Source organism: Intestinibaculum porci, from assembly GCF_003925875.1.
GTDB lineage: Bacteria > Bacillota_I > Bacilli_A > Erysipelotrichales > Coprobacillaceae > Intestinibaculum > Intestinibaculum porci.
This window is the reverse complement of the sequence record NZ_AP019309.1, coordinates 548,605-562,344: the sequence shown is the minus strand read 5'-3', so window position 1 is coordinate 562,344 and position 13,740 is coordinate 548,605. Positions and strand designations below refer to the sequence as shown.

At 41.8% G+C, this 13,740-nt stretch carries 10 protein-coding genes; 6 read left to right on the top strand and 4 right to left on the bottom strand.

What is annotated here, in order from left to right; translation table 11 throughout:
- The first annotated feature begins 138 nt into the window (after positions 1-138).
- Entirely contained in the window at positions 139-2,742 is a 2,604-nt protein-coding gene (locus SG0102_RS02705; RefSeq protein WP_125118524.1) for a cation-translocating P-type ATPase, read from the top strand.
- A gap of 61 nt (positions 2,743-2,803) precedes the next feature.
- Here SG0102_RS02705 and SG0102_RS15820 read toward each other — a convergent pair whose 3' ends face one another.
- Together SG0102_RS15820 and SG0102_RS02695 are read right to left on the bottom strand one after the other, a co-directional pair.
- Positions 2,804-3,370 (bottom strand): DapH/DapD/GlmU-related protein, encoded by a 567-nt coding sequence (locus tag SG0102_RS15820; RefSeq protein ID WP_125118523.1) that lies wholly within the window; start codon positions 3,368-3,370, stop codon positions 2,804-2,806.
- Positions 3,371-3,486: 116 nt separating this feature from the next.
- Entirely contained in the window at positions 3,487-4,035 is a 549-nt protein-coding gene (locus SG0102_RS02695) for a hypothetical protein (protein WP_125118522.1), read from the bottom strand.
- Positions 4,036-4,410: 375 nt separating this feature from the next.
- Between SG0102_RS02695 and SG0102_RS02690 the strand changes: the two genes are divergently transcribed.
- The 4 genes from SG0102_RS02690 (at position 4,411) to SG0102_RS02675 (ending at position 8,821) form a co-directional block, all read left to right on the top strand.
- Positions 4,411-6,312, top strand: coding sequence for an IS3 family transposase (locus SG0102_RS02690; RefSeq protein WP_157982937.1), 1,902 nt, complete (start codon positions 4,411-4,413; stop codon positions 6,310-6,312).
- Positions 6,313-6,358: 46 nt separating this feature from the next.
- Complete coding sequence (locus tag SG0102_RS02685) at positions 6,359-6,784, top strand: hypothetical protein (RefSeq protein ID WP_125118147.1); 426 nt, start codon at positions 6,359-6,361, stop codon at positions 6,782-6,784.
- Entirely contained in the window at positions 6,760-8,148 is a 1,389-nt protein-coding gene (locus SG0102_RS02680; RefSeq protein WP_125118146.1) for an IS3 family transposase, read from the top strand. Before SG0102_RS02685 ends, SG0102_RS02680 begins: the two co-directional genes overlap by 25 nt.
- A 349-nt stretch (positions 8,149-8,497) precedes the next feature.
- Positions 8,498-8,821 carry a helix-turn-helix domain-containing protein gene (locus SG0102_RS02675; RefSeq protein ID WP_125118521.1) on the top strand — a complete coding sequence of 108 codons (324 nt, stop codon included), beginning with the start codon at positions 8,498-8,500 and terminating at the stop codon, positions 8,819-8,821.
- Between the two features lie 41 nt (positions 8,822-8,862).
- Here SG0102_RS02675 and SG0102_RS02670 read toward each other — a convergent pair whose 3' ends face one another.
- Entirely contained in the window at positions 8,863-9,348 is a 486-nt protein-coding gene (locus SG0102_RS02670; protein ID WP_162300173.1) for a TetR/AcrR family transcriptional regulator, read from the bottom strand.
- Between the two features lie 170 nt (positions 9,349-9,518).
- Between SG0102_RS02670 and lon the strand changes: the two genes are divergently transcribed.
- The gene (lon, locus tag SG0102_RS02665; protein ID WP_125118519.1) at positions 9,519-11,789 is read left to right on the top strand and encodes an endopeptidase La; all 2,271 of its coding nucleotides are present in this window, start codon (positions 9,519-9,521) and stop codon (positions 11,787-11,789) included.
- Positions 11,790-11,895: 106 nt separating this feature from the next.
- On the opposite strand, the gene SG0102_RS02660 is transcribed toward lon, so the two are convergent.
- Positions 11,896-13,587: an ammonium transporter gene (locus SG0102_RS02660; protein ID WP_125118518.1), complete on the bottom strand. Its 1,692-nt coding sequence runs from the start codon at positions 13,585-13,587 to the stop codon at positions 11,896-11,898.
- Positions 13,588-13,740 lie beyond the last annotated feature (153 nt).

Genomic DNA, 13,740 nt, shown 5'->3' with positions numbered 1-13,740 from the left:
GGGAGTAACTGGCAGGCGACTGCACCTTCAGCGACAGACCCGGGAGCAATCCCCGTTTGAGGTTTAAATGGTGAGACTTTTGCATTCATGTGAATGCGAAAGTCTTTTTTTACTCCCAGAATTGGAGGAAAAATATCTATGAGTAAGTGGTATCAGCAGGACTCTGAAACCGTCCTAAAAGAGCTTGATTCACGCGTAACTGGCTTGACTAGCCAGGAAGTGACAGACAAACGTGCCCGCTATGGGGAAAACAAGCTCCAGGAAACGAAGAAGGAATCTGTCTTACAGGTCTTTCTCAAACAGTTCGCCGATTTATTAGTCATTATTTTAATCGTGGCGGCGAGCGTGTCTCTCTTCACCGGTGATATGGAAAGTTTCTTCGTCATCATCTTCGTCTTAGTGATGAATGCGATCTTAGGAACGATCCAGCATGTCAAAGCGGAAAAATCACTGGAATCCTTAAAATCATTATCATCTCCTCATGTCAAAGTTATTCGTGACAATACCAAGATGGAAATTGATAGTGTCGATGTCGTTCCTGGCGATATTGTGAACTTAGATGCCGGCGATGTCGTCTGCGGAGATGGCCGCGTCTTAGAAAGCTATTCACTGCAGATCAACGAATCTTCACTCACTGGGGAATCAACCAACGTGGAGAAAAACACCGATGTAATTGCCGGTGATGTCGCTTTAGGTGATCGTCATAACATGGTTTTCTCTGGTTCTTTAGTGACTAACGGCCGCGCGTTAATTGTCATTACGGAAACCGGCATGAATACCGAATTAGGAAAAATCGCGACTTTAATGAATCAGACCAAAGATCGCAAAACGCCTTTACAAAAATCCTTAGATCAGTTCAGTGCTCGTTTAGCCACTGGCATTATGATTATTTCAGCGATTGTCTTCGCCTTAGAAATGTGGCGCCATATGGCGTTAATGGATGCCTTATTATTTGCCGTCGCCTTAGCCGTTGCGGCGATTCCTGAAGCCTTAAGTTCTATCGTCACCATTGTCCAGGCGATGGGTACTCAAAAAATGGCCAAAGAAAATGCGATTATCAAAAACTTATCAGCCGTGGAATCCTTAGGCTGTGTCAGCGTCATCTGTTCGGATAAAACCGGCACCTTAACGCAGAATAAAATGACCGTCCAGCAAATCTATATTGATGGTGAACTTATTAATATTGAAGATCTCGATATCTCCAGACAGTCTCATCGTTATTTACTTTATGATTGCGTTTTAGCCAATGATTCCAGCATCGTCGATGGTGTCGGAATCGGTGATCCAACCGAATACGCTTTATTAGAGATGTATAATAAGGTCAAAGGCATTCATGATATGTCAAATGACTTATTAAGAGATGTCCTGCCAAGAGTGGAAGAATTACCATTTGACAGCGATCGTAAGTTAATGAGTACCAAACATATCATTCATGGGGAAATGACAATCTTTACTAAAGGGGCGATCGATGTCTTATTAGAACGCTGCACTAAGATCCGTTTAGGTGATGAAATTCGTCCAATTACTGACGAAGATAAAAAAGAAATTATGGCGGTCAATGACCACTTCTCCCGCAATGGCTTACGTGTCTTAACCTTTGCCTATAAAGAAAGCCGTGATCCTTTAACCTTAGAAACAGAAAATGATTATACGTTTATCGGTTTAATTTCAATGATCGATCCGCCTCGTGAAGAATCCATGAAAGCTGTCGCAGATGCCAAAGAAGCCGGCATTCGTACCGTGATGATTACCGGTGACCATAAAGTCACCGCGACGGCAATTGCGAAACAGATTGGTATCTTCAATGAAGGTGATGAAGCCGTCACCGGGATGGAATTAGATGCGATGAGTGAAGAAGAACTCGATCAGCGCGTGAAACGTATTTCTGTCTATGCCCGTGTATCGCCAGAAAATAAGATCCGCATCGTCAATGCCTGGCAGAAAGCCGGCAAGATCGTTTCGATGACCGGTGATGGCGTCAATGATGCCCCAGCATTAAAGAAAGCTGATATCGGGGTTGCGATGGGTATTACCGGAACGGAAGTATCCAAAGATGCAGCGAGCATGATCCTCGCTGATGATAACTTTGCGACGATTATCAAAGCCGTAGCGAACGGCCGTGTCATTTTTAACAACATCAAAAATGCCGTGCTTTACTTATTATCCGGCAATATGTCAGCCATTATTGCCGTGCTCTATACTTCATTACTGGCTCTGCCAATTCCGTTTAAAGCCGTCCAGTTACTCTTTATCAACTTAGTGACCGACTCCCTTCCAGCTTTAGCGATCGGTATGGAACCCGGTGATGATTCTGTCTTAAAACAAAAACCAAGAGATCCGCATCAGGGGATTATGGATCGAAAGTTTATTACTTTGATGATGTCTCAAGGTTTACTTATTGCGATCTGTGTTATTACCGCTTTCTATCTTGGCTTAAAACAAAGTGCGACGATGGCGTCTTCAATGGCTTTCACCACTTTAACGTTAGCCCGTTTATTACACGGCTTTAACTGCCGCTCCGAAGAATCCCTCTTCACTTTAGGCTTTAAGCGTAATATGTGGAGCTTATATGCCTTCTTAACAGGGATTGTCTTATTAGCGTTAGTGATGTTTGTCCCAGCTGTTATGCATATGTTTGGCGTCGCTTCCATGAGCACTACCCAGGTTGGCTGCGTCATTAGTTTAGCCCTGGTTCCAACCATTATCATTCAGATTATTAAAGTTGTCCGTGAACATCGTTAAAAGCATCCATCACCTTTTGGTGATGGATTTTTATCATGCAAAAAAAGGAAGAAGGCCTTCCTTAATCTAACATCTTAATCATTTTTGCGGGCACTCCGCCAAATAGCGCTTGCGCCGGTACATCTTTCGTCACGACAGCGCCGGCGGCGATAATCGCCCCTTCCCCAATCGTGACCCCTGGCGTAATCGTCACATTGGCCCCTATCCAGACTTTATTTCCGATATGAATCGGCGCCGGGATCAAATCCGCTCTCTTTTCTGGAGACGGATCATGATTCAGCGTCGCAAATGTCGCATGATGGCCGATCAGCACATCATCCCCGATCTCAATACCACCCTGATCCTGCATGGTGCAGCCGGTATTGATAAATACATTTTTACCAATATGAATATTCTTTCCGCAATCGGTGTAAAACGGCGGAATGAGCCGCAGGGTTTTATTGACTGGGGTATTTGTGAGCTGAGCAAATAGTTTTTGTAATGCCCTCGGGGGCTGATAGGTATTATTCATCTGCATCGTGATCTTTAACGCTTCCTGCGTATAAACATCACTCATCGCCATCGCCTCTGAACCAGCTTTAACAGGCTCACCTTTATTAAAAATGTCTAAGTATTCTTTCAGTTCCATAACCATCCTCCTCCCTTTCATTATAGGAAGAATTCATCCATTTGAATAATACTTAAGATGGATATGCTTTATGCCTGTAAGGTATAATTGACCAAATAAAAAATGATACCGAGGTATCATTCATGAGACGTATAATTGCCATAGATTGCCATCACAATTAAAACGATAAAAAGAATCATAGGCACCGTATTATGATAAGCGATCGCTAACGCTTCGCCGATCACGCCAATCGCTAAAACAACTAAATAGAAGTTGCGATAAAAGGCTAAGCGACGCTTTGTCTTACTGGCCGGATCAGTATGATTGCCAACGCGATCATTAACGGCATTACCTTTATAAAGTGAACCCATTGAACGTGTTGCTTTGAAACGAATGCCTTTGGCACTGTCGGTTTGCGGTTTCTTTTCTTTATGCGTATAAAGACTTTTACGGGCCTGCCGGCTCATATCATTTATCGTATATTGTTTTTGTGGTGCTTTTTCTTTCATTTTTTCATGCGGGATTTTAAAGTTAATCGTATCCACATGTTTTTCCTTCGGCTGTTTATAGCCATTCGTATAAAAGTTTTTCAGCTTTCGCGATGTCCGCGTTTTATAACGTTTTGGTGCACTTTTATACTTTACACGCTCTTTAGCGTAACTAGGCATGTCTTTTTTGCCAAACATATCATCACATCCTATGGGTTACTATAATCCAAACAGACCTAAAAAACAACTATATTATTTCTAGTGAAAAAGCTATTTTTATCTCATTTGCACGAACAAATTGTCTTTTTGCATAAAAATCAGAAACACCTTTTTTTCCCTGGGAATTCGGGTGTTTCAATTGATTTTTCTCGATTTTATATTATAATGATGTTGTCCTCGAGAGAGGGCAATGGAAAAGGTGGTTGAGTACGACTGGTTATCGTACTCAAAAAGAAGAAGGACAGTATAACAATATGTTATACGGAGAAAGGAACTGTTGGAGTAAAATGGTACCATAGAAAGGAACATTACATTGACAGTAATGTCACCTAACCTATGGTGCCATTTTTTGTAATGAAGGTAATAATTGTTATGTCTAAAGGAACTGTAATATCTGATGAAGCCATTAAAATACTTTCAGCCAATAAATTCGTCAAACTGGTGAGATCAAATCGTATTTCATTTACCTATGAATTCAGGATCATGATGTGGGAGAGATGGATTAAATATAAAAGCATTTCATCAATTAGAGAGGTCATGAAGGAAAATGGCATTGACTACTCTCTCTTTAACGCACAAATTATTAGTCGTATTCAAAGAAATTTTAAACGCGATGGGAAACCTACTAACGGACGTATGGGTAACTCTGCCAAACGTAATAAAACAGATAAAAACTATGATCAGTTCCTCGTCTCGACCGGAAAATTCATTCGCGCACGTCGTGGCATTTCATTTTCAAAAGACTATACTGAAAAGCTCTATAGCTTATATCCTGATCAGGCAATCGAGGATGTCCTTAAATCAGATGGCTTTGATCCAGAACGAATTGGCTATCAGCGTATTCATGCGCTAAAAAGAGTATTTGACGGGGATATTGAGCCGCATGAAAAGCAAACGTTTGATCAGAATATAATCGAAGAATATACAGACCACCCAATGGTTGAAAGGATAACTGCACATAGAATCAAACTGACGGATGTATTCTACAGCGAGGCATCAATTTTCTCTGATATGCACATTAATGATATTCTCAAAATCTTTGATATTGATTCTGCAATTCTTACTATCTCCACGAAACAGCGCATAAAAAAGCAAATTACTCAATCTGATCATACATGTTCCATTCATTTAGAGGCAGGCTCATCTGATCGATTCAAAGCCATTGCCCTAAATCTTTATGAGGCACTATACAATAAAATGGCTTGTTTTCTGAAGTCTATATCCCAATGCATATGGGATCTTAGCGCCAGCCTAAGAAGAGAAGCCTTCATAATGCTTGACTCGTTAGCGGACAGTCACATTATGCCTTTAAGCCAAATCATTAGTGAAGCAGGCCTGTCAAGATCCACCTTCTACTCTATTTTAAGAAACGATGCCTACGGCAGATATGAAGAGCTAAGGAATCAGAATGAAGAAGAAGAGGTCAGGGCCATTATTGATACAATGAATTACAAAGGCTATCCCAAAGGCAAGAGAACTATCCACATGATGATGCCTGAGATTACAGGCAAAAGCTTTTCAATTAAGAAAATAGCACGTCTGATGAGAAAGCATGGACTTAATTCAGGAGTTCGAGCTCCCCGTCAGTCCCTTAAGGCTGCTCGTGAGCATCTTGAAAAATACAAGTGCCCTAATCTTCTTAAACGAAAATTCAGACTGGCCATGCCTTTTACGCACATTCTCACTGATGTTTCCTATCTGTTTTTTGGAGCAAATGGCAGAGGCTATCTTTCAGCAGTCAAAGATGCGGTAACAGGGCGCATATTAGCTGCCGTGGTGAGCGAAAACAATGATTCGGCAATGACTATGGAGACGCTGAAGCAGCTTGAACGCTACACCTTTCGCGATAATGCCATCTTCCATAGCGACCAGGGGGCACTGTATCTCAATGAAGCATTTCAGAAAAAGGTAAAGGAGCTGGGATTCAGAGAATCAATGTCCAGAAGAGGCATCTGTGAAGACAACAGTTCACAGGAAAGCTTTTTTGGCCATTTCAAGGATGAATGTGACTATACCAGCTGCAGTTCCATTGAGGAGCTGAGGGAAATGGTGCTTTCCTATGTGGAATACTACAACAACGAGAGACCACAGTGGACAAGAAATAAAATGACACCCGTGAAATACGAATCGTATCTTGAAGCCATGCCGCCTGAGCAGTTTGATTTATACATGTCCAAGGAAACTGATAAGTATGAAAAAACGAAGGCTCTTGCAACAAAAAGAGCTAAAGCGCGTGCCAACCTGATACTGTCATGATATACTACAGACACCAATAAATACATATCAGGCGGAGGAAAGCATTATGGCAAAAAGAAATAAGCAGATTAACCTGGAAAAAGCTTTAGAAGAGGCTTCTAAAAACCAATACACTGAGAAGGTAACAGATGGCAGAATCTATTACACAAGGGAATTCTATGCCCGCATGAAACAGCTGATGGATGGCGGCATGTCACCAATTAAGGCATACAAGACACTCGGATACGATGTAAACACGTTAGGAGAAGATCGCGCCTACGCAGCTGCCGGTCGCGCTGCCAGCGGACAGGCACGCAAGCCCAAGAAGGTCAGCGGCATGGTTCCGCGTGATCAGGTTGGCAATCTTTCCGATCAGGAAATGGTTGACTATCTTAATTCACGCATTGACTATCTGGAAACAGTTGTTGGAGTCGTAAAAAAAAAGGGCTCAAAACTGCTGGTGAAGGTATCATCATCGAAGAACGAGAAATAGCGGTAGATAAATGTCTTCTCGCAGATACGTATATAAGAGATCATCCTGATGTCAAAATCAGTGAGGCCTGCAAGATATTTGAAATCACTTCAAGAAAATACAGGTGCTGGAAGAAAAAACGTGAAAATCCATCTGCCAGCCAGATTCAAAAGGCTACCGAAGATGAGATGATAAAGGATAAGATGATTGATATCGTCAAAACCTTTGGCTTCGTGCCTGGGCGAAGAACATTCTGTGCTCTTTTTACTCGCATGCATTTTAATATCAATGGTCAGCCGGTTGGTGAAAAAAAAGTAACGCGTCTGATGCAGGAATTGAATTTGTTCCCCAACCTACGCCATAAGGATGCCTACAAGGGACAGGCAACATACAACCATCCTTATTATAACGTTAACGATTACGTAAAAAGATACTTCAGACAAGACCCGCGCAAGGTTATTCTCACTGATATCACTTATATTTCCTATAACGGCAATAAAAACATCTCTTATCTATGCGTATTTAAGGACGCATTTACCAATGAAATTCTTGGATGGCATATTTCTAAAAGAATGGACGTTACCCTCGTTGAAAGAGCTTATTGCATGATGATGGATCTTCATGAAAAGGAAATTGAGAAGGCATGCAAATACATGAAGGAAAATGGAAAAAAGCCTTATGTCTATATTCATTCAGACAACGGCTCTCAATACCTTTCCACCGAATTCAGAGAAATTCTAGAAGATGACGGCTTCATTCAGTCAGTATCCAGACGCGGAAACAGCCTCGATAATGCGCCAATGGAAAGCTTTTTTGGAAGAATGAAATCTATTCTAAATGAATTAGTTGAAAAATGTCCTAACTTTGATACGGTTGAAACCATGATCAAAAACTTTATGGAACAGTATAATACAGTAATACCTCAGTATGATCTGGCAGGACAGACTCCTGAAGAATACTATCGCTATATTACTGAAGGCATTTATCAGACTGATGTTTATTTCGGCGTCTCAGCCAAAGAACTCATCACCCAGGAAGAACTGGAATCCAGACGCGAACAAGCGCGTGCTGAAAGAGCTCGACGCAGAAGCAAGCAAAACGAGTCTGGTGAATCATCTTATGAGTATAAGAGCGAACAGCATCCTTTCAAAGTGGTACAGAAGGATCAGAAGGTTATTCTAGCTCGAATCAATAAGCTACAGAGACTGATTGACGAAAATACGAAAGAAGTAGAAAAACTGGATACGCTATTGGCTGATACGAATACAGCACTCAAGTTCCTAACCAAGGCATCCGATTCAGTGATCAAGTCACTGTACTATCCTAGAAACTGGCAGAATTATCCAGAGCTATCGTATGTGAACAGAACAGGAGCAATCTATTAATAATACATCAAGTCATCCACTTCTTGTTTAAAAAATCACGTAAAGTGGTTCTTTTTGTCGTACAATAAAACTCCTGATATGGATGAATAGAAGCGAAAAAATGAGGGCAAGATTCAATTGAATCTTGCCCTCATCCTTTGTGAGCTGAAAACAAGTCGTCACTGTCAATAAATAGTCCTTGACAATGGTACCAGTTTAGAGAGCGGTTCCTTTTCTCTTTTTTACGGAGATTTCTCCGCATGCTATACATCAAATAAAATTATTTTTTTAATAATTGTCAAATAAGTGTTCAAAGCGCTTAAAATTATGTATAATAACTATAGCAAAACAAACAAAAGAGGTTAAAAGTATGGATGAAGATTATCGTTTAGGAGAAACAATCAAAGAATTACGAATTCAAAACCACCTGACTCAGAATCAGGTCGCACAAGTCCTGGGCGTAACCCCAGGCTATGTCAGCAATGTCGAAAATAACCGCATTGCCATGAGTTTACACAAGTTGGCGGCTTATGCTAAACTTGTCGGTGTATCCATTGATTACTTAGTGGGAACCGCTGATGAAAACTATTCCGCTAACGGCATTGATTACGAAATTCTCAATGAAGTGCGTAAGCTTGAAGAAAAAGACAAAGTCAAGTTATTAAAGACAATCAAACTGTGGAGAAAAAAATAATTCTCACAAAAAGGATAGTAGGTATGTCCCTATTATCCTTTTCATTTGGCATCAATAAAGATTTGGGCAATAATCTCTTCAACTTCCGCGCGGCTCGTCCCCTTCTCCACAAACTTCTGAATAATACTGCTCATACCTCCCGCCATAAACGAAGCAACGTATTCATTTTCGATATGACAGAACGATTCATAAAAGGTTGTATAAAGCAGATTACCGCTGTCATGATCAATAAGCAGCTGAATAAAGCGCGCATTCTCATCTAAATAATCACAGATCTGACTGCTTAGATGACGCGGTGAACAATCCTTTTCACAGGTTTGAAAAGGATAATGACGAGAGATTTCATAAAGCAGAATATTCTCCTTCTTGCCAAAAAGCGAATAATACGTCTGCCGGGATACCCCCGCTTCTTTACAGATCTCACTCACTGAGATCTCATCGAAAGACTCTTCTTCTAATAAGCGTAAAAACGCTTCACTGATCGCCTGCTGGGATAAGCAGGCGGTTTTATTATGTCCCTGATACATTTTCATCACCGCATTAATTTTATTAAAAACATTGACAAATGTCAAACTTAAGAGTATTCTTTAAGTAACCTAGACAAATGTCAAGGTTGTTCCGAGAGGAACATTTATTTATCAATGCGATTAGCACTCGTTATGTGGAGTGCTAAAGTGTGCTAAAAGGAGGATTTACAATGTTAACAATTCCCGTATATGATGTCGCCGTGATCCCTCACGCAACCATCTACTTAAGCCGTGAATACTATAAGAGAATGACCGGTGTCGAGGCCAAGGCTGGTGCTGAAGTGGTTTTTCTCTTTGAAAAGAATGATACACCTTATAATGAATTAAATGCCGATAGCTTTGAAGCGATTGGCGTCAGTGGCGAAGTCACTGAAAGCAATGTCAATGACTACGTTGCTATCAAAACCAGTGATCGTGTCAATGTGAAAGCTGTCACTGTAGAAAATCACATGATCTTTGCAGAGACGACAGAACGTCCCGATCTCGATGATCTGACACCAGATGAAGAAAAAGCTGCCTTAAAGAGAGTTAAGGATGGTTTACTTAATGCCCTGCAGTATTTCCAGGGCGGACAGATTTACCGCAGCTGGATTATGCGTTTAAAATCAATCGCTGATGTCATTGCCATGTCTTCTTCCTGGTTAGCGATTGAACCGGAAGATAAATATGCCTTTGTGGCTACGGATTCTAAAAAAGAGCGAACCAGTCTTTATGAAAAAGCGATTTTTGAAAACTTAGAGATCTATAAAGTCACTTCTGAAGCGGAAACCGCTCAGGAAAATGAAAACCAGAAAGTTTACCGTGAACAGGCGATCAAAAAACAGATGGAATTCTTACAGAAAGAATTAGATGAGATGCATCCGGAAAATGTCTCTGAAGTACGTAAGTTTGAGATCAAATTAAATGATGCCAAGATGAATAAAGAAACGGATCAGGAAGCGCGTAAAGCGTTGAACCGTATGAAACAGGAAGGTGAAAACTCCCCTGAATATGGTCAGCTCTATAACTACTTAGACTTTATGACCAGCCTGCCTTGGAAAAAATCACGCTTCAAAGCGATTGACTTAGATAGCGCCCAGAAGATCTTAGACGAAGATCATTATGGCTTAAAGAAAGTCAAAGAGCGTATTCTCCAGCAGATTGCGGTTATGAACCTCAATAAGAAACAGTCTGGTTCGATCCTCTTATTCGTCGGTGCTCCCGGGACTGGGAAAACTTCGATTGGTCAGTCGATCGCGAAAGCTTTAGATCGTGATTATGTCCGTGTCGCTTTAGGTGGCGTCCGTGATGAAGCGGATATCCGCGGGCATCGTCGTACGTATATCGGTGCGATGCCAGGTCGAATTATGGATGCCATTAATAAAGCCGGCTCTTCTAATCCCGTTATGGTTTTAGATGAAGTTGATAAATTATCCGCTTCGTATAACGGTGATCCGGCCAGTGCGTTACTGGAAGTCTTAGATCCTGAGCAGAACTTCTCTTTCACTGATCATTATATGAATGTCCCTTATGATTTATCTGATGTGTTCTTTATCTGCACAGCCAACACGGTTGATACGATTCCTGAACCATTATTAAACCGTATGGAAGTCATTCAGTTTAATGGCTATTCCCCATTAGAAAAGAAACAGATCGCGCGCCAGCACTTATTACCAAAAGCGCGCAACGAAATGGGCTTAAAAGAAGATCAGTTAGTCATCGATGATGACATGATTGCTGCGATTATCTCTGACTATACGATGGAAGCCGGCGTCCGTGGCCTCAAGAAACGAATGGATACGATTTGCCGTGTCGCCGCGGTTGATATTGTGAAAGGCGCAGACAAAGTAGAAGTCAAGCCGGATAATATCCGTCATTTCTTAGATATGCGGCCAATTATTCATGATCATATTCTCGATACAAAGCAGCCAGGTATCGTAACTGGTTTGGCCTGGACCCAGGTTGGCGGAGAAATTCTCTTTATTGAAACAGCCTTAACCAAAGGGAAAGGCAATGTCATTATTACTGGTCAGTTAGGTGATGTCATGAAGGAATCGGCACAGATTGCCATCTCAATTGTGAAAGAGAAATTTCCTGACAAGGCCGATCTCTTCGAAAATCATGACTTACATATCCATGTTCCAGAAGGCGCAGTGCCAAAAGATGGCCCATCAGCTGGTATTACTTTAACCACTGCCCTTGCCTCTTTAGTCAATGATAAAGTCGTTGATCCAACCATTGCCATGACTGGTGAAGTCTCATTAAGACAGAAAGTGATGCCAATTGGCGGATTACCAGAAAAACTGATGGCTGCCCAAAGAGCCGGCGTCAAAACCGTCTTTATCCCTAAAGATAATGTCTTAGACTTAGAAGATGTTGCGGATGAAGTGAAAAATGCTTTAGATATTCATCCGGTGGAAGATGTCGATGAAGTCTTAAAAGCAGCTCATATTATTGATTAAATCCTGATATACCTTTTTTACACAAAGGGGCCTAGTTCACAAGACTAGGCTTTTTCTATTGATATAAAAAAAGATCAGCCTCCATAAAGACTGATCTGAAAGCACATTATTTATAGGCTAAAGCCTCTTTCCCCTGCGCTCCTGAAGAGATGCGAACAACGTCTTCAACGGCGTAGACGAAGATCTTGCCATCACCCATATGACCGGTGTAAAGAGCTTTCTTCGCCGCATTGATGACATCATCAACCGGAATTTCTGAAACGACAACTTCACACTTCAGTTTTGGCAATAACTGGAGATCTACTTTTGCCCCGCGATAATAGTTGGTGCGGCCACGCTGAATACCGCAGCCCATCACCTGCGAAGACGTCATACCGGCAATACCGATCTTGTCTAACGCTTCTTTCAGTTTCGCAAAACGTTCCGGTTTAGTAATAATAACCACTTTGGTAATTTTACCTTCACTATAAACCTTTGTCTCTACTGCACTGTCAAGGTTGACATGGGTCACTGGCAGATCAACAGGTTCTTCAGCAGCCCCATTGACTAATTCTGAATCAAAGGTAAAGCCAGCATAAGCAGATTCCATGCCATGTTCTAACTTATCTAAACCAGTGACTTCTTCTTCCTCAGTCACTCTTAAACCAACAGTTGCTTTGATGGCCGTGAAAGTAATAAACATCGTCACCGCTGTCCATACCCCAATAATGAGTAAACCAAGCAGCTGCATGCCTAATAACTTGAAGCCGCCGCCGTAAAATAAGCCCTGCGCTTTAGGCATCGTATCAGTGCCGCAGGCAAATAAGCCCACACAGATGGTGCCTAAGGCCCCATTCGCAAAGTGAACCGGCACTGCGCCAACAGGATCATCGACATGTAATTTGTAATCTAATAGCCAGGTAAAGAAGATGACATTAAAGCCCGATAAGATCCCAATGAGACAAGCCCCTAAGACATTGACAGCATCACAGCCCGCGGTAATAGCGACTAAGCCGGCTAAGGAGCCATTCAGACACATCGCCACATCAGGTTTGCCATATTTAAGCCAGGTCACAATCATCACCGTTACCGTCGCTAAGGCTGGCGCTACGGTCGTGGTCGCGAAGATCGTCGCTAACTGTAAACCGTTTTTCGCTGCGGCGCCGTTGAAACCATACCAGCCAAACCATAAGATGAAGACCCCTAAGGCCCCTAACGGAATATTGTGACCAGGAATCCCGTTTGGTTTCCCGTCTTTATCAAACTTGCCAATACGAGGACCAAGCATCCAAGCCCCGATCAAAGCGGTAAGACCACCGACATAATGAATCGCTGCACTGCCGGCGAAATCATGGAAACCATTGCTTACTAAGAAGCCGTTAGGCCCCCAGACCCAATGCGCTTCAATGGGATAGACGACTAATGAAATAACAAAGGAATAAATACAGTAAGATAAGAATTTGGTACGTTCCGCCATCGCCCCCGAAACGATCGTAGCGGCGGTCGCACAGAAGACTAAGTTGAAGACAAATGAGGACCAGTCTGTTTTCGCAAAGTTGGTTAATGGTCCATTGCCGATGCCGACCCAGCCTAAGATGCCATGAAAAGCATCAGCGCCGCACAGCAAGGAGTAACCAATAATCAGGAAGGCTACTGTCCCAAGACAGAAGTCCATCAAGTTCTTCATAATAATATTCCCGGCATTTTTAGCGCGGGTGAAGCCCGCTTCGACCATCGCAAAGCCAGCCTGCATAAAGAAGACTAAGGCGGCCCCAATCAGGTACCAGATGCCAAAGATTTCTTTAATAGCACTACTCATATACATTCCCCCTTCTTACTTTACACATCTCTTGTGTATGGGGTTAGTATATCGATAAGTCTTTATTGTGTCAATAGAATATTATCATTTAGATAGAATTTTCTTACTTAAAAGTCTTTTTATACAACAATTTCTTTTAATATTTGTTTTTAT